The organism is Psychromonas sp. (assembly GCF_983033635.1).
Map to the genome: position 1 here is coordinate 1 of NZ_CEZLMY010000057.1, position 21,569 is coordinate 21,569.

The window sequence follows — 21,569 nt, forward strand, 5'->3', positions numbered from 1 at the left end:
AAGGCGTTTTTGCGCATTGAGTCGGGTTTGATTGTATAAAAAAGCAGCAAAACAACGGCTTGCGATTTTCTGCCAATAGCATCTGTGTTGACTGCTGTTTTAGTGAATTGATACAGATATTAAATATTGTAAAAAAAGATATTATTAGATATTTACTAATGATATTCTGTGATTGTTCTTTACATACTGTTGATATAACCTTTACTTTTGTATGGTCCTTTTCTAAAGGCATTGGGGTTAGTGAACGGTGTTTCGTTATATTGCTGCATGAATAATGTACTTTCTATTTTAGGCCCTATTTACCATGATGTTTGCCATATTTGTTGTTACCGCATTTATTAATTCATTCGCAGCGATTGTGTTATTACGTCCTTTGGCGATAAAAATAGGTCTCGTTGATAAACCGACAGTGCGAAAAGCGCATATAGGGGATATTCCCTTGATTGGCGGGGTATCGGTTTACATTGGCTTGCTTGTTGCGTCGATACAGGTGCTTATATTCTCGCCCCAGCATACTGAGCAATTAATCACTTACCTTTTGGCTTCATTTCTGATGGTGGTTACCGGCGCTTTGGATGATCGCTTTGATTTAAGTGTTCGGGTACGCATCGTGGTACAGGTAGTGATCGCTTCTATTATGATGATTGTGGCAGGAGATGCCATTTTTAGTTTAGGAAATCTGCTCTCTTTTGGCGAAATCTCTCTCTGGTACTTTGCTTATCCTTTCACTATTCTTGCTGTATTAGCGGCGATCAATGCTTATAATATGGTTGATGGTATTGATGGTTTGATTGGCGGGATCAGTATTTCTACCTTTATTAGCTTATCTATTTTGTTCTTCCTTTCAGGCGATTTGAGCGAAGCCCTTTTCTGCCTGTTATGTGTCGCTGTTTTAACACCCTATTTAATTTATAACCTGCAGCTATTTGATTTTGCCAGCAAAAAAGTATTTATGGGGGATGCGGGCAGTATGTTTATCGGTTTTACCGTTGTTTGGTTATTGGCTATTGGTAGCCAAGCCCACTCTTCAGGTTTGACAAGTGAGACATCTTCCTTTACTCCTGTTGTCGCTTTATGGGTGGCTGCTTTGCCGGTAATGGATATGATCGCAATTATGATGCGACGTATTAAAAAGGGGGTATCTCCTTTTAAACCGGATCGCGATCATTTGCATCATATTTTTATGAGAGCCGGATTTAGCTCGCGGGAAACGCTTGTAATTATTACGCTATTCTCTTTAATGTTTAGCTTCATTGGTGTTGTGACAACGGTATATGCTGTGCCGGATTGGATTCAGTTAATTGCATTTGTTGCTTTGTTTCTTGTTTACAAGCAATCACTTGCCCATGTTTGGGTGCTGGTTTCTATTTACCGAAAAGGTAAAGCTTATAAGCGCCTTACCAAGTATAAGCGCCGTGCCAAGTATAAGCGTTATCAAGCTATAGAATAAAGAAAACAGCAGTACTATTTCGGATTTGAACTGGCTCTTTTGCCTCTATTATGGTTTTTACCCCCATCGACTAACCGAGAAAGTCTCAATAGCATTGAGATTTGTCTACATGGCTGAATATAGTGCGATTAAGCGTGCGATTTATAGGTTTGCCTATAAATCGTATCACCTCCTTTGAAACTTCATTGCTACATTCACAATCAACCTGACGATTTTTTTTATTGAAAAGTCGAGATTATAACGTTACAAAGTGTTCAAAAATCCTTATACTAACGTGCTTTATTTTCTGGTGTCGGTGATGGAACTAATCGTTTACATCTTTGCACCCTTCACTTTCTCCTTTTTGAGTGAGATCGTTTTACCCTCCATTACAAGTTGTTTGGTTGGTACTATTAATTATTAACAGTGGATACATGAGTTATGAGCACAACAAATACTGAAAATACCACAAGCTCACTGGACGGGCTTAAATGGGGTGTAACAATTTTATTATTAGCAGCAATTGTTGTTGGTAATTATATATACGGCGAAAGTTTACATGTTGTAGCGCGAGTGGGTGTGCTTCTGCTTTTAGCTGCACTTGCTCTGTTCTCAGCTGCAATGACTGAAAAAGGTAAAACGTTTGTCGGTTTTGCTAAAGATTCACGTTTAGAAGTACGTAAAGTAGTTTGGCCAACACGTCAGGAAACGGTACAGACAACATTGATTATCCTGGCTGTATCAACAATTGTTGGTCTGATTTTATGGGGCCTTGATGGCGTTTTTGTTCGTGTTGTTGCATTTATTACAACAGCAATTTAAGGGTTTAATATGTCAGAAGAAGTACAAAAAAAGAGATGGTATGTTGTTCAGGCTTTTTCAGGTTATGAAGGGCGTGTACAAAAAACACTAATCGAACATATTAGATTAAACGAAATGGAAGAGCATTTCGGTGAAATTTTAGTCCCGACTGAAGAAGTTGTGGAGATGCGTGCCGGTCAAAAACGTAAAAGTGAGCGTAAGTTCTTCCCTGGTTACGTATTAGTTGAAATGGCAATGAACGATCAAAGCTGGCATTTAGTGAAAAGTATTGATCGTGTAATGGGATTTATCGGCGGCACAAAAGAGCGCCCAGCACCGATTTCACAAAAAGAAGTGGATAATATTCTTAATCGTCTGCAAGAATCTCACGATTCTCCACGTCCAAGAACATTGTTCGAAGCGGGTCAGATTGTGCGTGTTACTGATGGTCCTTTTGCCGACTTCAGTGGTATGGTTGAAGAAGTTGACTATGATAAAAGCCGCTTAAAAGTGTCGGTTTCTATCTTTGGTCGTGCAACACCTGTTGACTTAGAGTTTTCTCAAGTAGAAAAAGACTAAGGAAGACAGCTATCTGCTGAAAGCCGTCAGCTTTGAACTTCGTAGCTCATTGCTCGTAATTAGCGACTAGCTCCGATAGCTTAAAAAAAATACAAAAGATCTTGTGAAGGGCGGTGAATTATAGGTATAATTCGCCGCCCTTTTTATTTGCTAAGCTAATTCATTGAATTTTGTCTTATGCAAATAGATTTAACTGCATTGCTAGCCTTATTGGCTAGTAGTGAGTGCAATTTTTTAATCGGGAAGCTAGCTTCATTCGGAAATTAGCGCTACACCCAAACATAGGTAGTATTATCATGGCTAAAAAAGTACAAGCATATATCAAGCTGCAAGTTTCAGCTGGTATGGCAAACCCGTCACCACCAGTAGGTCCAGCACTTGGTCAACATGGTGTTAACATCATGGAATTCTGTAAAGCATTCAATGCAAAAACAGATTCTATTGAAAAAGGCGCACCAGTACCTGTAGTAATTACAGTTTACTCTGACCGTTCTTTCACATTCGAAACTAAGACTCCACCTGCATCTTACTTACTTAAGAAAGCTGCTGGTATCAAGTCTGGTTCTGGCGTTCCAAATAAAAACAAAGTGGGTAAAGTTACAGTTGCTCAACTTGAAGAGATCGCTAAAACTAAAGAAGTTGATTTAACGGGTGCCGATCTTGAAGCGATGGTACGTTGTATAGCGGGTTCTGCTCGTTCAATGGGTCTGGAAGTAGAGGGCTAATATCATGGCTAAATTATCTAAACGCATGCAAGTTATTCGTGACTCTGTTGATGCTACTAAAGAATACGAAATCAATGAAGCTGTTGCACTTCTTCAAAAACTAGCAACAGTTAAATTCAACGAAAGTGTTGATGTATCAGTAAACCTGGGTGTTGATTCTCGTCGTAGTGATCAAAACGTACGTGGCGCGACTGTATTACCACACGGTACTGGTCGTGAAGTTCGTGTTGCTGTATTCACACAGGGCGCTAACGCTGAAAAAGCGAAAGAAGCTGGTGCGGATATCGTTGGTATGGACGATCTTGCTGCACAAGTTAAAGCTGGCGTAATGGACTTTGACGTTGTAATTGCATCTCCAGACGCTATGCGTGTTGTTGGTCAATTAGGTCAAATCTTAGGCCCACGTGGTCTAATGCCTAACCCGAAAGTTGGAACAGTAACACCTGACGTAGCAACAGCAGTTAAAAATGCTAAAGCTGGTCAAGTACGTTACCGCAACGACAAGAATGGTATTATCCATTCTACAATCGGTAAAGTATCATTTACTGCTGAACAAATTAAAGAAAACCTAGAAGCTTTATTGATTGCGCTGAAAAAAGCGAAACCAGCGGGCGCTAAAGGTCAATTCTTGAAAAAAATTAGTCTATCTACAACAATGGGTGCGGGCATGAAAATTGACCAAGCATCTGTTGATACTACGGTAGCTTAATTTTTTAATACCCATTTTTCATTTTAATTTATTGAAATGTGATCTGGGTATACAAGGCGATAAATTATCTGTATGATTTGTCGCCTTACTTTGGAGGGCCTTAGGTCCCTTCCGAGACCGTAGGTGCAGTACTTTTGTATTGCTTAATTTCCTACGTAGATGGTGCCGGACCCCAGAAAGAATTATTCTACCTGGATCCGATTACCGAAATAGTGCCTCATGAATTCAATAATGAATAATTGAGGGTGTTTATCTAGGGTTAAACCTAGTGTAATCCAGGAGTAAAACCAAATGGCATTAAGACTCGAAGACAAGCAAGCTATTGTCGCTGAAGTCAATGTAGCTGCTACAGCTGCTCTGTCTGCTGTGGTTCTGGCGTTCCAAATAAAAACAAAGTGGGTAAAGTTACAGTTGCTCAACTTGAAGAGATCGCTAAAACTAAAGAAGTTGATTTAACGGGTGCCGATCTTGAAGCGATGGTACGTTGTATAGCGGGTTCTGCTCGTTCAATGGGTCTGGAAGTAGAGGGCTAATATCATGGCTAAATTATCTAAACGCATGCAAGTTATTCGTGACTCTGTTGATGCTACTAAAGAATACGAAATCAATGAAGCTGTTGCACTTCTTCAAAAACTAGCAACAGTTAAATTCAACGAAAGTGTTGATGTATCAGTAAACCTGGGTGTTGATTCTCGTCGTAGTGATCAAAACGTACGTGGCGCGACTGTATTACCACACGGTACTGGTCGTGAAGTTCGTGTTGCTGTATTCACACAGGGCGCTAACGCTGAAAAAGCGAAAGAAGCTGGTGCGGATATCGTTGGTATGGACGATCTTGCTGCACAAGTTAAAGCTGGCGTAATGGACTTTGACGTTGTAATTGCATCTCCAGACGCTATGCGTGTTGTTGGTCAATTAGGTCAAATCTTAGGCCCACGTGGTCTAATGCCTAACCCGAAAGTTGGAACAGTAACACCTGACGTAGCAACAGCAGTTAAAAATGCTAAAGCTGGTCAAGTACGTTACCGCAACGACAAGAATGGTATTATCCATTCTACAATCGGTAAAGTATCATTTACTGCTGAACAAATTAAAGAAAACCTAGAAGCTTTATTGATTGCGCTGAAAAAAGCGAAACCAGCGGGCGCTAAAGGTCAATTCTTGAAAAAAATTAGTCTATCTACAACAATGGGTGCGGGCATGAAAATTGACCAAGCATCTGTTGATACTACGGTAGCTTAATTTTTTAATACCCATTTTTCATTTTAATTTATTGAAATGTGATCTGGGTATACAAGGCGATAAATTATCTGTATGATTTGTCGCCTTACTTTGGAGGGCCTTAGGTCCCTTCCGAGACCGTAGGTGCAGTACTTTTGTATTGCTTAATTTCCTACGTAGATGGTGCCGGACCCCAGAAAGAATTATTCTACCTGGATCCGATTACCGAAATAGTGCCTCATGAATTCAATAATGAATAATTGAGGGTGTTTATCTAGGGTTAAACCTAGTGTAATCCAGGAGTAAAACCAAATGGCATTAAGACTCGAAGACAAGCAAGCTATTGTCGCTGAAGTCAATGTAGCTGCTACAGCTGCTCTGTCTGCTGTGGTAGCCGATTCTCGCGGCGTAACAGTTGGTGCAATGAATGAACTTCGTGCTGCAGCACGTGCAAACGGTGTGTATTTACGAGTAGTTCGTAACACATTGGCACGTCGTGCACTTGAAGGTACTGACTTTGCATGTCTAACAGAGATGTTTACCGGTCCTACTATCCTTGCATTTTCAAACGAACATCCAGGTGCTGCAGCACGTCTTATTAAAGACTTTGCTAAAGCAAATGAAGCGTTTGAAGTGAAAGGACTAGCATTTGAGGGTGAATTCATTGAAGCCGCTCAAATTGACCGTCTAGCAACGTTACCGACATACGACGAAGCAATTGCGAAACTGATGGCTACTATGAAAGAAGCTGCAGCTGGCAAACTTGTACGTACTCTGGCTGCAATTCGCGACCAGAAAGAAGAATCTGCAGCATAATTGCTGTAATACTATTTAATTATTATTAATAGGAATTGACTCATGTCTCTTACTAAAGACCAAATCATTGAAGCAGTTGCTGAATTATCAGTAATGGAAGTTGTTGAACTAATCGAAGCAATGGAAGAAAAATTCGGCGTATCTGCAGCTGCTGCAGTTGCTGGTGTTGCTGGCCCTGCTGAATCTGCTGAAGAGCAAACTGAATTTGACGTTGTAATGACTGCATTCGGTGAGAACAAAGTTAAAGCAATCAAAGCTGTTCGTGGCGCTACAGGTCTTGGCCTGAAAGAAGCTAAAGCTGCTGTTGAAGCTTGCCCAACTGTAATCAAAGAAGCTGCTTCTAAAGAAGAAGCTGAAGCTCTTAAAGCTGAGTTAGAAGAAATCGGCGCTACAGTTGAAATTAAATAAGTTATAGTCTATAACTTATTAGCCATGTAAATGGCATTGGCTGGTGATTATTTAATCACCGGCCTTTTTGCGCTATAGGATACCGTAATTTTTCATTATTTTTTACGGTGTCGGACATTTAAGGTGATGTTAAATAACGCATCATTAACACGAAAATAATGTTCGCCGTTGCCTAACAATGAACACCTAATATTAGGTCAGGCAGCTATGATCACTTATCAGCGAGCAAAGGAACCACATGGGTTACTCTTATACTGAGAAAAAACGTATTCGTAAGGATTTTGGTAAACGTCCACAGGTGATGGAAAAACCATACCTGTTATCGATTCAACTAGATTCATTCAAACGATACCTTGAAGTAGATCCAACTGGAGAAGTCGGTCTAGAAGCTGCTTTCAATAGCATCTTCCCGATTGCCAGTTATTCAGGCACATCAGAACTACAATATGTCAGCTACCGTTTTGGTGAGCCGGTATTTAATGTTAAAGAATGCCAAATCCGTGGAGTAACATACTCTGCTTCATTACGCGTTAAATTACGTCTTGTTATTTATGATCGTGATGCACCTGCAGGCACGGTTAAAGATATTAGAGAACAAGAAGTATACATGGGTGAAATGCCACTCATGACCGAGAACGGTACTTTTGTAATCAATGGTACTGAGCGTGTTATCGTTTCTCAATTACACCGTTCACCTGGTGTATTCTTCGATCACGATAAAGGTAAAACGCACAGTTCTGGTAAGGTTCTTTATAACGCACGTGTAATTCCTTACCGTGGTTCTTGGTTAGACTTTGAGTTTGATCCTAAAGACAACCTATTTGTTCGTATTGACCGCCGTCGTAAACTGCCGGCAACTATTATGTTGCGTGCGCTAGAGTACTCGACAGAACAAATTCTAGAGATGTTCTTTGATACAACTAAGTTTGAAATCAAAGACGGCAAAATCACCATGGCATTAATTGCCGATCGTTTACGTGGTGAACAGACAACTTTTGATATCATTGGTAATGGCAAAGTGTATGTTGAGCAAGGTAAACGTGTTACTGCTCGTCATATCCGCCAACTTCAAAAAGATGGTATTGATAGTATTGAAGTACCGCTTGAATACCTTGAAGGTAAAGTTGCAGCGAAAGATTACATCAGCTCAGAAACAGGTGAGATCATTGTTAATGCAAATGATCTGTTAACACTTGAGTTATTAGCTGAACTTTCACAGTCTGGTATTAAAGCGTTTGAAGTGATTTACACCAATGAGCTTGATTGTGGTTCATTTATCTCAGATACACTGCGCGTCGACTCTTCAACTAACCGTCTTGAAGCATTAGTCGAAATTTACCGTATGATGCGCCCTGGTGAGCCGCCAACAAAAGATGCGGCAGAAGGTCTGTTCCAAAACCTATTCTTCGCAGAGGAACGTTATGATCTATCTAAAGTAGGTCGTATGAAGTTCAACCGTCGTGTTAATATCGAGGGCGATGAAGGTGCTGGTATTTTATCCAAGGAAGATATCTTAAGTGTAATGAAAACACTGATTGATATCCGAAACGGTAATGGCATCGTTGATGATATCGATCATCTTGGTAACCGTCGTATCCGTTGTGTTGGTGAAATGGCAGAAAACCAATTCCGTGTTGGTTTAGTGCGTGTTGAACGTGCTGTTAAAGAGCGTTTATCGTTAGGTGATCTTGATGCGACAATGCCGCAAGACCTAATCAATGCAAAACCTATTTCAGCTGCTGTTAAAGAGTTCTTTGGTTCATCACAACTGTCTCAGTTTATGGATCAAAATAACCCGCTTTCAGAAGTTACACATAAACGTCGTATCTCTGCGTTAGGCCCTGGTGGTTTAACTCGTGAACGTGCGGGCTTTGAAGTGCGAGATGTTCACGCAACTCACTACGGTCGTTTATGTCCAATCGAAACGCCAGAGGGACCAAACATTGGTCTGATTAACTCGTTGGCTACTTTCGCTCGTACAAATGATTACGGTTTCTTAGAAACACCTTACCGTAAAGTAGTAGATGGTAAACCAACTGATACAGTTGAATACCTGTCTGCTATTGAAGAAGGTACATTTGTAATCGCACAGGCTAGCGCAAGTGTTGATGAAAATGGCGTTCTAAATGAAGAGATGATCCCTTGTCGTCATAAAGGTGAAACAACCTTTATGAGTCCTGCTGATATTGATTATATGGATGTGTCTCCACAACAGATTATCTCTGTTGCTGCGTCACTTATCCCGTTCCTAGAACACGATGATGCTAACCGTGCCTTAATGGGTGCGAACATGCAACGTCAAGCCGTTCCTACTTTACGTGCAGACAAGCCTCTTGTCGGTACAGGTATCGAACGTCGTCTTGCAATCGATTCTGGTGTAACAATTATCGCTAAACGTGGCGGTGTAATTGATTATGTAGATGCATCTCGTATCGTTGTTAAAGTTGATGATGCAGAGCTGCTTCCTGGTGAAGCTGGTATCGATATCTACAACTTAACTAAATACACGCGTTCAAATCAGAATACTTGTATTAACCAAAAACCTACGTGTAAACCAGGCGAGCCAATCGTTAAAGGTGATGTACTAGCAGATGGCCCATCAACAGATATGGGTGATTTAGCACTAGGTCAAAACATGAAGATCGCCTTCATGCCTTGGAATGGTTACAACTTTGAGGATTCAATCCTTATTTCTGAGCGTGTTTCGCAGGAAGATCGTTTCACTACGATCCATATCCAGGAGTTCTCATGTGTCGCACGTGAAACAAAACTGGGTAGCGAAGAAATTTCTGCCGATATCCCTAACGTTGGTGAAGCTGCGCTAAGCAAACTTGATGAATCAGGTATTGTTTACGTAGGTGCTGAAGTTAAACCTGGTGATATCCTAGTTGGTAAAGTGACACCTAAAGGTGAAACACAACTGACACCAGAAGAAAAACTATTGCGTGCTATCTTCGGTGAGAAAGCGTCTGATGTTAAAGACAGCTCATTACGTGTATCTGCCTCAACATACGCAACGGTAATTGACGTTCAAGTCTTTACCCGTGATGGTGTTGAAAAAGATAAACGTGCGCTTGAAATCGAAGATATGCAACTTAAAGCTGCGAAGAAAGATTTAACTGAGAAGTTCCAAATCTTAGAAAACGCAATTTATGAAAAAGCATTAAACATTCTTGTCGGTGCTGGTCATGATCAAGCTCGTCTAGAGCAGATGCCTCGTGCACAGTGGTTAGAAGTGCTTATTGATGATGAAACCAAACAGTCTCATCTGGATCAAATCGTTGCGCAATATGATGAAATCAAAGCTGATTACGATAAACAGTTTGATATTCAACGCCGTAAAATTACCCAAGGTGATGATTTAGCACCGGGTGTGCAGAAGATTGTTAAAGTTTACTTAGCAGTTCGTCGTCGCCTACAACCGGGTGATAAAATGGCCGGTCGTCACGGTAACAAAGGTGTTATCTCTAACATCGTTCCTGTGGAAGATATGCCTCACGATGAATTTGGTGTTCCTGTTGATATCGTACTTAACCCGCTGGGTGTACCATCACGTATGAACATCGGTCAGATTCTTGAAACACACTTAGGCTTAGCGGCTAAAGGTGTGGGTGAGAAACTTGAGCGCATGATCAAAGACCAACGTGAAGTTGAAATGACCAAGGTTCGTGAATTTATACAGAAAATGTATTCATTCGGTGATGCTCCATGTCACGTTGATATCAGTGAATTCGATGATGAAGCAGTAATGCGCTTGGCTAAAAACCTCTACAAAGGTTTACCAGTGGCAACACCTGCATTCGATGGCGCATATGAGTCAGAAATCCGTGAACTACTGCGTATGGCTGATCTGCCAGAGTCAGGTCAACTGCAATTGACCGATGGCCGTACCGGCATTCCATTTGAACGTCCGGTAACCGTTGGTTACATGTACATGTTGAAACTGAATCACTTAGTTGATGATAAGATGCATGCTCGTTCAACTGGTTCTTACAGCCTAGTTACTCAGCAGCCACTTGGTGGTAAAGCTCAGTTCGGTGGCCAGCGTTTCGGTGAGATGGAAGTATGGGCACTAGAAGCTTACGGTGCTGCTTACACGCTTCAAGAGATGCTTACTGTTAAGTCAGATGATGTTAACGGTCGTACTAAGATGTATAAAAACATCGTAGATGGCGACCATAGAATGGAACCAGGCATGCCTGAGTCATTCAACGTATTGTTGAAAGAGATCCGTTCATTAAGCATCAATATCGAGCTAGATGAAAGTAACTAAGCAATTCTTAGTTTAGATATAGTATATATGTGGCGTCTTGAAAATTAAGGCGCCTAGTTTTAACTCCTATGGGAGAGTAGCGTGAAAGACTTATTAAAGTTTTTAAAGCAACAAAATAAAACCAAAGAATTTGATGGTATTAAAATTGGTTTGGCATCACCTGAAATGGTCCGTTCATGGTCATTTGGTGAAGTTAAGAAACCAGAAACAATTAACTACCGTACATTTAAACCGGAACGTGAAGGTCTTTTCTGTGCGCGTATCTTTGGTCCAATTAAAGATTACGAATGTTTATGTGGCAAATATAAACGCCTTAAACATCGTGGTGTTATTTGTGAAAAATGTGGTGTTGAGGTTACTCAATCTAAAGTTCGTCGTGATCGTATGGGTCATATCGAACTAGCATCACCTGTTGCACATATTTGGTTCCTTAAATCACTTCCGTCTCGTATCGGCCTAATGCTGGATATGACGTTACGTGATATTGAACGTATCCTATATTTTGAATCTTTTGTGGTTGTTGAACCAGGCATGACTGATCTTGAGCGTCGTCAAATTCTTCTTGAAGAAGAATATTTAGATATGCTTGAGCAGTGGGGCGATGAGTTTGAAGCACTTATGGGTGCTGAAGCGGTATTTGCTTTATTAAAACAGCTTGATCTTGACCACGAAATTTCTGTAATGCGTGAAGAGTTAGGTACAACTAATTCTGAAACTAAACGTAAGAAATTAACCAAACGTCTGAAATTGGTCGAGTCTTTCCACCAATCTTCAAACAAACCAGAATGGATGATCCTGACTGTACTGCCAGTTCTTCCGCCTGATTTGCGTCCGCTAGTACCACTAGATGGCGGTCGTTTTGCGACATCTGATCTGAATGACCTGTACCGTCGAGTTATTAACCGTAATAACCGTCTAAAACGTCTATTAGATTTAGCTGCGCCAGATATTATCGTACGTAACGAAAAACGTATGTTGCAAGAGTCTGTGGATGCGTTATTAGATAATGGCCGTCGTGGACGCGCAATTACTGGTTCTAACAAACGTCCTCTGAAATCGCTTGCAGATATGATCAAAGGTAAGCAAGGTCGTTTCCGTCAAAACTTACTCGGTAAACGTGTAGATTACTCAGGCCGTTCTGTAATTACAGTAGGTCCAACTTTACGTTTACACCAGTGTGGTCTTCCTAAGAAAATGGCACTTGAACTGTTCAAACCATTTGTTTACGGAAAACTGGAAGCATTAGGTCTTGCTACAACGATTAAAGCTGCTAAGAAATTAGTTGATCGTGAAGGTGGTGAAGTTTGGGATATCCTAGAAGGTGTAATCCGCGAACATCCGGTACTACTTAACCGTGCACCAACACTTCACAGATTGGGTATCCAGGCATTCGAACCTGTACTAATCGAAGGTAAAGCGATCCAGCTTCACCCGCTAGTATGTGCGGCATATAACGCCGATTTCGATGGTGACCAAATGGCGGTACATGTACCGTTAACTATTGAAGCACAGCTTGAAGCGCGTACTCTGATGATGTCTACGAATAATATCCTATCACCTGCAAATGGTGAGCCGATTATCGTACCTTCTCAAGACGTTGTACTTGGCCTTTATTACATGACTCGCTCTAAGATCAATGCTAAAGGCGAAGGCATGTATTTCCTGAGTGCTAAAGAAGCTGAAAAAGCATATCGTGCTGGCGCAGTCGCTCTACAGGCAATCGTGAAAGTGCGTATGACTCAAGTTCATATCGCAGAAGATAAATCACGCAGTGAAACAACACAATTGGTTGAAACAACTGTTGGTCGTGCAATCTTGTCATTGATTATGCCGACTGGTTTACCGTTTGCTCATGTTGATTTAGATATGGGTAAAAAGGCGATCTCTAACGTATTGAATGCTTGTTACCGTCTGTTAGGTATTAAAGATACCGTTGTTTTTGCTGACCAGTTAATGTATACCGGTTTTGAATACGCGACATTGTCAGGTGTATCTGTTGGTATTGACGACATGGTTATTCCTGATGCTAAGAAAACATTAGTTGAAGATGCTGAAAGTGAAGTTTCTGAAATTCAGGAACAGTTCCAAGCGGGTCTTGTAACTGCTGGTGAGCGTTACAATAAAGTTATCGATATCTGGGCAAGTGCCAATGAGCAAGTTGCTAAAGCGATGATGGATAACCTTTCTAATGAAACGGTTCTGAATGCTAAAGACGAATACGTTGAAGAAAAGTCATTTAACAGCGTTTACATGATGGCCGATTCAGGCGCTCGTGGTAGCCCTGCTCAGATTCGTCAGCTTGCTGGTATGCGTGGTCTGATGGCTAAACCGGATGGTTCAATCATCGAAACACCGATCGTTGCGAACTTCCGTGAAGGTCTGAACGTACTTCAGTACTTCATCTCAACGCATGGTGCGCGTAAAGGTCTAGCCGATACAGCACTTAAAACAGCAAACTCGGGTTACCTAACTCGTCGTCTTGTTGATATCGCACAAGATTTAGTTATCACAGAAGAAGATTGTGGTAGTGAAGAAGGTTTACTTGTTAAACCGCTTATTCAAGGTGGTGATATTGTTGAGCCGCTTCGTGAACGTGTTCTTGGTCGTGTTGTTGCACAAGATGTGATTAAACCTGGTACTAAAAACGAAGTGTTGTTTGCACGTAATACACTACTTGACGAAAAACTGTGTGATCTTATTGAAGAAGCATCAGTAGACCAAATTTGGGTTCGTTCTGTTATTACCTGTAAAACTGACTTTGGTGCATGTGCGGCTTGTTACGGTCGTGACCTTGCCCGTGGTCATGTGGTTGGTCAAGGTGAAGCTATCGGTGTTATGGCAGCTCAATCAATCGGTGAGCCTGGAACACAGCTGACAATGCGTACGTTCCACATCGGTGGTGCCGCATCGCGTGCTGCTTCTGAAAACAGTGTACAAGTTAAAAACAGCGGTAAGATTAAACTTCATAATGCTAAGTTTGTAATTAACTCTGACGATAAAGTGGTTGTTACTTCTCGTTCAACAGAATTAACGATTATCGATGAACTAGGTCGTACTAAAGAAAATCATAGACTTCCTTATGGTGCGGTACTTGAGAAACAAGATGGAGCTGTTATCACCGCTGGTGAGATTATCGCTAACTGGGACCCGCATACACATCCAATTATTACGGAAGTGAAAGGTACCGTTGAGTTCTTAGACTTTATCGAAGGGATTACAATTTCCAAACAAACTGATGAACTGACTGGTTTATCAAGTATTGTTATTATTGATCCGGCGCAACGCCCGACTGCGGGTAAAGAGATGCGCCCAATGGTGAAACTTGTTGACGCCAAAGGTGAAGATCTATTTATTCCTGGTACTAAAGTTGCTGCGCACTACGCACTCCCTGCCAACGCAATTGTGAGCCTGGAAGATGGCGCGCAAGTACAAGTAGGTGATGCGGTTGCTCGTATTCCACAGGAAAGCTCGAAAACTCGTGATATTACCGGTGGTCTACCACGTGTTGCGGATCTATTTGAAGCACGTACGCCTAAAGATGCGGCAATTCTTGCTGAAGTTTCTGGTACCTTAGCATTCGGTAAAGAGACTAAAGGTAAGCGTCGTCTATTGATTACACAGGCAAATGGCGATGTGTATGAAGAGATGATCCATAAGTGGCGTCACCTGAACATCTTCGAAGGTGAGAAGATTGAGAAGGGTGAAGTTATTTCAGATGGACCTGAATCTCCACATGACATTCTTCGTCTGCGTGGTATTAGCCCAGTTGCTAACTACATCACTAATGAAGTACAGGAAGTTTACCGCTTACAAGGCGTAAAAATTAATGATAAACATATCGAAGTTATCGTTAACCAAATGCTACGTAAATGTATGATTACTGATGCTGGTGATTCAACCTTCTTAGTGGGCGAACAAGCTGAAGTGGTACGCGTTATCATTGATAACCGCCGCCTAGAAGCTGAAGGTAAAGCAGTTGCTACCTTTGATTACCAGTTACTTGGTATTACCAAAGCATCACTTGCGACTGAATCATTTATCTCAGCGGCATCTTTCCAAGAAACAACACGTGTTCTTACGGAAGCGGCTGTTGCTGGTAAGTGTGACAAATTACATGGTCTTAAAGAAAATGTAATCGTTGGTCGTCTGATTCCTGCTGGTACTGGTTTCGCTCATCACAGAGCGCGTGCTGCTGAAAAAGCGAAAGCACTTGAGCCGAAAGTAGAACAACCTGTTGTAGATGTAGATGCAGCTGAACAAAACTTAGCTGACTTACTAAACGCAGTTGATTTTGGTGAATAAACCTCACTAAACAAAAACAATAAAAAAGGTGCTTCGGCACCTTTTTTTTTGCTTGATTTTTAATAAATATTCTACACACTGAAGCTTCTAATAACATTTAATCAAAATGGAATCCCACATGAGCAGCAAGAAAATAATCAATACATCTAAAGCGCCCGCAGCAATCGGTCCATATTCTCAAGCAAACCAATTTGCCAACTTAGTTTTTACTTCTGGGCAGATACCACTCGTTCCAGAAACGATGGAAATTGTTGAAGGCGGTATTAGCGAGCAGACAGAACAAGTAATGAAAAATTTATTTGCAGTATTAGATAAGGCAAATGCTTGTGCATCGTCTATTATCAAAACAACTTGTTATATTAAAGATATGAATGATTTTGTCGCATTTAATGAAGTTTATGGTAAATACTTCCCTGATTCTGCACCGGCAAGATCTTGTGTTGAAGTTGCACGCTTACCTAAAGATGTGTTGGTAGAAGTTGAAGCGATTGCTATTAGCACAGTAAACGAAGGTTAATAATAGAGGCTCATAGTGTGAGTGAAGAGAAAGTTAAATTTTCAATTGTTGTTTCCGGTGCACCTTATGGTTCGCAAAGCGCCAGTAGCGCTTATCAATTTTGTACTACAGCTTTACTGGCTGGACATGAAATTAATGATGGAGTGTTGTTTAATGGATAAGCACAAAGTTAAATTTTCAATTGTTGTTTCCGGTGCACCTTATGGTTCGCAAAGTGCCAGTAGCGCTTATCAATTTTGTGCTACAGCTTTACTGGCTGGACATGAAGTTGTCGGTGTGTTTTTTTATCAGGAAGGCGTGCTTAATGCAAATCAGCTGGTTAGCCCTGCAACTGATGAAATAAATTTACCCGATTTTTGGGCGGCACTTGCTAAGCAGTATAAATTTCCCTTAGAAGTGTGTGTCTCAGCCTCACTGCGGCGCGGCATTATCAATCAGCAAGAAGCAAAACAACTATCGCATGTGCAATTTAATTTAAAACCTCCCTTTGTCTTAAGTGGTCTGGGGCAACTAGCAGAGCTTAGCGCTAGCTGTGATCGTTTGGTGCAGTTTTTGTAGGTAAGAGTTATGAATGAAAAAAAAATAGGTATTTTAAATCGTTGCTTGCCGCATGGCAGTGCACAAGGGCGTGAATCATTAGATCTAACGCTTGCAATGTCTGCATTTAATGAATCACTTTCACTGTTTTTTATCGGTGATGGTGTATATCAGTTAGTTGATGGGCATTCACCCGAAGAGACGCTACAGAAACATTATCAACCACTGTTTAAGATGTTAGAGATGTATGACGTCGACAATATCTATGTTTGCAGCCTTTCACTGCAGAAAAGAAGTCTGACCTCTGAGATGTTAATGCTTGCGGTAACATTATTAGATAATAAACAACTGCATCTGAAATTAGCCGAGCAAGATCAATTATTGAGTTTTTAAATATGATATTACACACTGTAAAAACATCGCCTTTTCAAACGCTTGCAATTGCCAATTGTCTGGAGCTGTTACACGAAAGTGATACACTGTTATTAATTGAAGATGCAGTTGTCGCAAGTCAAGCTGAACATCAATTTTATGCTCAACTGAAATTACTTTCTGAGCAGGGGCGCTTAATGGTATTAGAAGCAGATCTTGAAGCGCGGGGTATTAAAAATAACATCGGAAAAACATGCAGTTATTTTGACTTTGTAGAATTGGTAGTTAAACATCAAAGCCAGCTTGCCTGGTAAAAACCGTTTGCCTCTTACAATCCTTGATTCCTCCTCCTTTTTTGTGATCATAAACACAATTGCTTAATTATTGACTCCTTTTTATATTCAGCGTAAACTCTTGCAACCCTTATTTTAAGGGTTGATTTTTCACACACATTTAGGAGCTATTTAATAATGGCAACAATTTCACAATTGGTACGCAAACCGCGTAAGGACAAAGTTCAAAAAACTAATGTTCCTGCGTTAGAAGCGTGTCCTCAAAAACGTGGTGTATGTACTCGTGTATATACTACTACTCCAAAAAAACCAAACTCAGCAATGCGTAAAGTTGCTCGTGTTCGTCTAACTAACGGTTTCGAAGTAACTTCGTACATCGGTGGTGAAGGCCATAACCTGCAAGAGCATAGTGTAATCTTGATCCGTGGCGGTCGTGTAAAAGATTTACCGGGTGTTCGTTACCATACTGTTCGTGGTGCACTTGATACTTCAGGTGTTGCGGATCGTCGTAAAGGTCGTTCTAAGTACGGTACTAAAAAGCCTAAGTCATAAGCTTTTCCGTAAGTAAGGCCAAACAAACACTATTTTAATTTAATATGTTTTGGGTAAAATCCTGAAGCGCACGGAGAAAATAAGATGCCAAGAAGACGCGTCGTAGGTACTCGTAAAATCCTTCCAGATCCTAAGTTCGGATCGGAAATTCTAGCTAAATTCGTTAACGTTGTAATGGTTGACGGTAAAAAATCAGTTGCTGAAAAAATTGTTTATGTTGCATTAGAAACTGCCGCTGAAAAAAGCGACAAAGTTGCATTAGATCTTTTTGAAGTAGCTCTTGAAAACATACGTCCAAGCGTCGAGGTTAAATCTCGTCGTGTTGGTGGTTCAACATACCAAGTTCCTGTAGAAGTTCGTCCTTCTCGTCGTAATGCGTTAGCAATGCGTTGGTTAGTTGAAGCATCACGTAAACGTGGTGAAAAATCAATGGCATTACGCCTAGCTGGTGAGCTAGTCGATGCAGCAGATAACAAAGGTTCAGCGGTTAAGAAACGTGAAGACGTTCACCGTATGGCTGATGCTAATAAAGCATTCGCTCACTACCGTTGGTAGGAATCTCGCACAAGTAATTACTTGTGCAGTTTTGCTTGTAAATAAAAGCTTAGCAGTATTAAAAGGACATCAATTTGTCACGTACAACTCTTATTGAGCGCTACCGAAATATCGGTATTGTTGCTCATGTCGATGCGGGTAAAACAACAACGACAGAGCGTGTATTGTTCTACACTGGATTGTCTCACAAAATTGGTGAGGTGCATGACGGTGCAGCAACAATGGACTGGATGGAGCAGGAGCAGGAGCGTGGTATCACTATCACATCTGCTGCAACTACTACATTCTGGTCTGGCATGCAGGGGCAGTACGAACAGCACCGTATCAATATTATCGATACGCCGGGGCATGTTGACTTCACTATTGAAGTTGAACGCTCACTGCGCGTGTTAGATGGTGCGGTGGTTGTTTTTTGTGGCGCATCTGGTGTTGAACCTCAATCAGAAACTGTATGGCGTCAAGCTAATAAATACCACGTTCCACGTTTAGTATTTGTTAATAAGATGGACCGTACGGGTGCTGACTTTGAAGCTGTAGTTGAACAAATCCAAACTCGTTTAGGCGCGACTTGTGTTCCTATTCAATTGAATATCGGTGCAGAAGAAGAGTTTAAAGGGGTAATCGACCTGATTAAAATGAAGGCGATTAATTGGAGCGATACAGATCAAGGGATGACGTTTAATTATTACGACATTCCGGCTGACCTACAAGAACGTGCTGCTGAAATGCATGAAGAACTTGTCGATGCTGCCGCTGATGCAAACGACTTCTTAATGGAAAAATACCTTGAAGAAGGTGAGCTTTCTGAAGAAGAGATTAAAGCTGGTTTACGTATTCGTACGTTAAACAATGAGATTGTTTTAGCAACCTGTGGTAGTGCCTTTAAAAATAAAGGCGTGCAAGCAGTGCTAGATGCAGTTATTGACTTCCTTCCTTCTCCTGCTGAAGTTGCTGCCATTAAAGGCATTGATGACAAAGAGAATGAAGTTGAATGTCCAGCGACTGATGAAGCTCCATTTGCTGCACTCGCATTTAAAATTGCAACAGACCCGTTTGTGGGGACGTTAACATTTATGCGCGTGTATTCAGGTGTGGTTAATTCAGGGGACCACGTTTACAACTCAGTTAAAATGAAGAAAGAACGTTTTGGCCGCATCGTGCAGATGCATGCCAATGACCGTAAAGAGATCAAAGAGGTTCGTGCTGGCGATATAGCTGCTGCCATTGGCCTTAAAGATGTCACAACGGGTGATACGCTTTGTTCAGCTGATCATAAAGTGATCCTTGAACGCATGGAGTTTCCTGAGCCGGTAATTCAAATCGCGGTTGAGCCAAGAACCAAGGCCGACCAAGATAAATTGACTATCGCGTTAGAGAAACTGGCTGCTGAAGATCCTTCGTTTCGTGTTGAAACAAATGAAGAGTCTGGGCAGATATTGATTTCCGGTATGGGTGAACTTCACCTTGATATTATCGTCGATCGTATGCGTCGTGAGTTTAGTGTGAACTGTAACGTCGGGAATCCGCAGGTAGCTTACCGAGAAACTATCCGTAAAACGGTTGAAGTTGAAGGTAAATTTATTCGTCAAGGCGAAGGGCCTAGCCATTATGGCCATGTCCATCTCAGACTTGAACCGCTTGAAAAGGGTGCAGGTTTTGAATTTGTTAACGAAATTGTTGGTGGTAGTGTTCCAAAAGAATTTATCCCGGCAGTTAGCAAAGGCTGTGAAGAACAGATGAACCAAGGTGTGCTAGCAGGTTTCCCTATGCTTGATATTAGAGCAACATTATTCGATGGTTCATTCCACGAAGTTGACTCTAGTGAGATGGCATTTAAAATTGCAGCTATGATGGGTTTTAGAGAGGGGGCATTAAAAGCTGATGCAACTATCCTTGAGCCTATGATGAAAGTTGAAGTGACTACACCGGAAGATTGGATGGGTGACGTTGTCGGCGACCTTAACCGTCGTCGCGGTATGATTGAAGGTATGGATGATGGCCCAGGTGGTGTTAAAATCCTTCATGCAAAAGTACCGCTTGCAGAAATGTTCGGTTATGCAACCGCATTACGCTCTGCAACACAGGGTCGCGCTTCATATTCGATGGAATTTGTCGAATATGCTGGTGCTCCGAAAAAAATTGCTAATGCAATTATTGAAGCGAAATAAAAAATAAATTAAACTATCGCCTTTCCATGTGATGGCATGTGGAGAGGTATTAACTGATAAAGAAGGTACACACTGTGTCTAAAGAAAAATTTGAACGTAATAAACCACATGTAAACGTTGGTACAATTGGCCACGTTGACCATGGTAAAACAACTCTTACTGCTGCTATCACTAACGTACTTGCTAAAGCACATGGTGGTGAAGCTAAAGATTTCGCATCTATCGATAATGCTCCTGAAGAGCGCGAACGTGGTATCACAATCTCAACTTCTCACGTTGAGTACGATACTGACACTCGTCACTACGCACACGTAGATTGCCCAGGACATGCCGATTACGTTAAAAACATGATCACTGGTGCTGCACAAATGGATGGTGGTATCCTAGTTGTTGCTGCAACAGATGGCCCTATGCCACAAACTCGTGAGCACATCCTACTTTCTCGTCAAGTTGGTGTTCCACATTTAGTTGTTTTCATGAACAAATGTGACATGGTTGATGACGAAGAGTTATTAGAACTAGTAGAAATGGAAGTTCGTGAACTTCTTTCTGAATATGACTTCCCAGGTGATGATTTACCAGTAATTCAAGGTTCTGCTCTTAAAGCGCTTGAAGGCGAACCAGAATGGGAAGCAAAAATCCTTGAACTAGCTGATGCACTAGATAGCTACATCCCGCTTCCAGAGCGTGATATCGACAAACCATTCATCCTACCAATTGAAGATGTATTCTCAATTTCAGGTCGTGGTACTGTTGTTACTGGTCGTGTTGAACGTGGTATCATCAAAGTTGGTGAAGAAGTTGAGATCATTGGTCTTAAACCTACTACTAAAACTACATGTACTGGTGTTGAGATGTTCCGTAAACTTCTTGACGAAGGTCGTGCTGGTGAGAACGTTGGTGTTCTTCTACGTGGTACTAAACGTGAAGAGATCGAACGTGGTCAAGTTCTAGCTAAGCCTGGTTCAATTACTCCTCATACTAAATTTGAGTCTGAAGTATACGTACTAAGCAAAGATGAAGGTGGTCGTCATACTCCATTCTTCAAAGGTTACCGTCCACAGTTCTACTTCCGTACAACTGACATCACTGGTGCTGTAGAGCTTCCAGAAGGTGTTGAAATGGTAATGCCTGGTGATAACCTTAAATTCGTTGTTGAGCTAATCGCTCCAATCGCAATGGATGAAGGTCTACGTTTCGCTATCCGTGAAGGTGGCCGTACTGTAGGTGCTGGTGTTGTTTCTACAATCATCGAGTAATAATTACTCTTAGATTGAACAACGCAAAAAAGAGAGCTTAGGCTCTCTTTTTT

At 41.3% G+C, this 21,569-nt stretch carries 19 protein-coding genes and 2 pseudogenes; all 21 read left to right on the forward strand.

Annotated elements, in window-relative coordinates; all coding sequences use genetic code 11:
* Positions 1-304: 304 nt before the first annotated feature.
* Positions 305-1,450 (forward strand): UDP-N-acetylglucosamine--undecaprenyl-phosphate N-acetylglucosaminephosphotransferase, encoded by a 1,146-nt coding sequence (gene wecA / locus AC4GME_RS09560; protein WP_490378751.1) that lies wholly within the window; start codon positions 305-307, stop codon positions 1,448-1,450.
* 420 nt (positions 1,451-1,870) lie between these two features.
* On the forward strand, positions 1,871-2,251 hold the full coding sequence (gene secE / locus AC4GME_RS09565; RefSeq protein WP_490378750.1) for a preprotein translocase subunit SecE: 381 nt from the start codon (positions 1,871-1,873) through the stop codon (positions 2,249-2,251).
* A 9-nt stretch (positions 2,252-2,260) separates the two neighbouring features.
* Entirely contained in the window at positions 2,261-2,809 is a 549-nt protein-coding gene (nusG, locus tag AC4GME_RS09570; RefSeq protein WP_490379291.1) for a transcription termination/antitermination protein NusG, read from the forward strand.
* Between the two features lie 296 nt (positions 2,810-3,105).
* Entirely contained in the window at positions 3,106-3,534 is a 429-nt protein-coding gene (rplK, locus tag AC4GME_RS09575; protein WP_490379292.1) for a 50S ribosomal protein L11, read from the forward strand.
* A gap of 4 nt (positions 3,535-3,538) precedes the next feature.
* Positions 3,539-4,243 (forward strand): 50S ribosomal protein L1, encoded by a 705-nt coding sequence (gene rplA, locus AC4GME_RS09580; RefSeq protein ID WP_490379293.1) that lies wholly within the window; start codon positions 3,539-3,541, stop codon positions 4,241-4,243.
* A 291-nt stretch (positions 4,244-4,534) separates the two neighbouring features.
* Positions 4,535-4,615, forward strand: a pseudogene (locus tag AC4GME_RS09585) (50S ribosomal protein L10); the annotation flags it as partial.
* Positions 4,612-4,776: pseudogene (locus AC4GME_RS09590) on the forward strand (uL11 family ribosomal protein); the annotation flags it as partial. The pseudogenes AC4GME_RS09585 and AC4GME_RS09590, both read left to right, overlap by 4 nt.
* 4 nt (positions 4,777-4,780) lie before the next feature.
* Positions 4,781-5,485, forward strand: a complete 705-nt coding sequence (gene rplA / locus AC4GME_RS09595) for a 50S ribosomal protein L1 (RefSeq protein ID WP_490379293.1) — start codon at positions 4,781-4,783, stop codon at positions 5,483-5,485.
* Between the two features lie 291 nt (positions 5,486-5,776).
* A complete protein-coding gene (rplJ, locus tag AC4GME_RS09600; protein ID WP_490379294.1) occupies positions 5,777-6,280 on the forward strand; it encodes a 50S ribosomal protein L10 in 504 nt (167 codons plus the stop codon).
* A gap of 42 nt (positions 6,281-6,322) precedes the next feature.
* Positions 6,323-6,688: a 50S ribosomal protein L7/L12 gene (rplL, locus tag AC4GME_RS09605; protein WP_490379295.1), complete on the forward strand. Its 366-nt coding sequence runs from the start codon at positions 6,323-6,325 to the stop codon at positions 6,686-6,688.
* 238 nt (positions 6,689-6,926) lie between these two features.
* The gene (rpoB, locus tag AC4GME_RS09610; protein ID WP_490379296.1) at positions 6,927-10,961 is read left to right on the forward strand and encodes a DNA-directed RNA polymerase subunit beta; all 4,035 of its coding nucleotides are present in this window, start codon (positions 6,927-6,929) and stop codon (positions 10,959-10,961) included.
* Positions 10,962-11,042: 81 nt separating this feature from the next.
* The gene (gene rpoC, locus AC4GME_RS09615) at positions 11,043-15,263 is read left to right on the forward strand and encodes a DNA-directed RNA polymerase subunit beta' (protein ID WP_490379297.1); all 4,221 of its coding nucleotides are present in this window, start codon (positions 11,043-11,045) and stop codon (positions 15,261-15,263) included.
* Between the two features lie 118 nt (positions 15,264-15,381).
* Positions 15,382-15,780, forward strand: a complete 399-nt coding sequence (locus tag AC4GME_RS09620; protein WP_490378506.1) for a RidA family protein — start codon at positions 15,382-15,384, stop codon at positions 15,778-15,780.
* 17 nt (positions 15,781-15,797) lie between these two features.
* Entirely contained in the window at positions 15,798-15,941 is a 144-nt protein-coding gene (locus AC4GME_RS09625; RefSeq protein ID WP_490378505.1) for a DsrE family protein, read from the forward strand.
* Positions 15,934-16,338 carry a sulfurtransferase complex subunit TusD gene (gene tusD / locus AC4GME_RS09630; protein ID WP_490378504.1) on the forward strand — a complete coding sequence of 135 codons (405 nt, stop codon included), beginning with the start codon at positions 15,934-15,936 and terminating at the stop codon, positions 16,336-16,338. Before AC4GME_RS09625 ends, tusD begins: the two co-directional genes overlap by 8 nt.
* Before the next feature lie 9 nt (positions 16,339-16,347).
* Positions 16,348-16,710 (forward strand): sulfurtransferase complex subunit TusC, encoded by a 363-nt coding sequence (gene tusC, locus AC4GME_RS09635; RefSeq protein ID WP_490378503.1) that lies wholly within the window; start codon positions 16,348-16,350, stop codon positions 16,708-16,710.
* A gap of 2 nt (positions 16,711-16,712) precedes the next feature.
* Positions 16,713-17,003, forward strand: coding sequence for a sulfurtransferase complex subunit TusB (tusB, locus tag AC4GME_RS09640; RefSeq protein WP_490378502.1), 291 nt, complete (start codon positions 16,713-16,715; stop codon positions 17,001-17,003).
* A gap of 156 nt (positions 17,004-17,159) precedes the next feature.
* The gene (rpsL, locus tag AC4GME_RS09645; protein WP_490379298.1) at positions 17,160-17,534 is read left to right on the forward strand and encodes a 30S ribosomal protein S12; all 375 of its coding nucleotides are present in this window, start codon (positions 17,160-17,162) and stop codon (positions 17,532-17,534) included.
* 84 nt (positions 17,535-17,618) lie between these two features.
* A complete protein-coding gene (gene rpsG / locus AC4GME_RS09650) occupies positions 17,619-18,089 on the forward strand; it encodes a 30S ribosomal protein S7 (protein ID WP_490379299.1) in 471 nt (156 codons plus the stop codon).
* A 74-nt stretch (positions 18,090-18,163) separates the two neighbouring features.
* A complete protein-coding gene (fusA, locus tag AC4GME_RS09655; protein WP_490379300.1) occupies positions 18,164-20,257 on the forward strand; it encodes an elongation factor G in 2,094 nt (697 codons plus the stop codon).
* 74 nt (positions 20,258-20,331) lie between these two features.
* Positions 20,332-21,516, forward strand: coding sequence for an elongation factor Tu (gene tuf / locus AC4GME_RS09660; protein ID WP_490379301.1), 1,185 nt, complete (start codon positions 20,332-20,334; stop codon positions 21,514-21,516).
* Positions 21,517-21,569: the final 53 nt, after the last annotated feature.

Excerpts from the sequence above, each read along its gene's own strand:
- wecA (WP_490378751.1), top strand. The coding sequence starts at position 305 with ATGATGTTTGCCATATTTGTTGTTACCGCATTTATTAATTCATTCGCA.
- secE (WP_490378750.1), top strand. The coding sequence starts at position 1,871 with ATGAGCACAACAAATACTGAAAATACCACAAGCTCACTGGACGGGCTT.
- nusG (WP_490379291.1), top strand. The coding sequence starts at position 2,261 with ATGTCAGAAGAAGTACAAAAAAAGAGATGGTATGTTGTTCAGGCTTTT.
- rplK (WP_490379292.1), top strand. The coding sequence starts at position 3,106 with ATGGCTAAAAAAGTACAAGCATATATCAAGCTGCAAGTTTCAGCTGGT.
- rplA (WP_490379293.1), top strand. The coding sequence starts at position 3,539 with ATGGCTAAATTATCTAAACGCATGCAAGTTATTCGTGACTCTGTTGAT.
- rplA (WP_490379293.1), top strand. The coding sequence starts at position 4,781 with ATGGCTAAATTATCTAAACGCATGCAAGTTATTCGTGACTCTGTTGAT.
- rplJ (WP_490379294.1), top strand. The coding sequence starts at position 5,777 with ATGGCATTAAGACTCGAAGACAAGCAAGCTATTGTCGCTGAAGTCAAT.
- rplL (WP_490379295.1), top strand. The coding sequence starts at position 6,323 with ATGTCTCTTACTAAAGACCAAATCATTGAAGCAGTTGCTGAATTATCA.
- rpoB (WP_490379296.1), top strand. The coding sequence starts at position 6,927 with ATGGGTTACTCTTATACTGAGAAAAAACGTATTCGTAAGGATTTTGGT.
- AC4GME_RS09620 (WP_490378506.1), top strand. The coding sequence starts at position 15,382 with ATGAGCAGCAAGAAAATAATCAATACATCTAAAGCGCCCGCAGCAATC.
- tusD (WP_490378504.1), top strand. The coding sequence starts at position 15,934 with ATGGATAAGCACAAAGTTAAATTTTCAATTGTTGTTTCCGGTGCACCT.
- tusC (WP_490378503.1), top strand. The coding sequence starts at position 16,348 with ATGAATGAAAAAAAAATAGGTATTTTAAATCGTTGCTTGCCGCATGGC.
- tusB (WP_490378502.1), top strand. The coding sequence starts at position 16,713 with ATGATATTACACACTGTAAAAACATCGCCTTTTCAAACGCTTGCAATT.
- rpsL (WP_490379298.1), top strand. The coding sequence starts at position 17,160 with ATGGCAACAATTTCACAATTGGTACGCAAACCGCGTAAGGACAAAGTT.
- rpsG (WP_490379299.1), top strand. The coding sequence starts at position 17,619 with ATGCCAAGAAGACGCGTCGTAGGTACTCGTAAAATCCTTCCAGATCCT.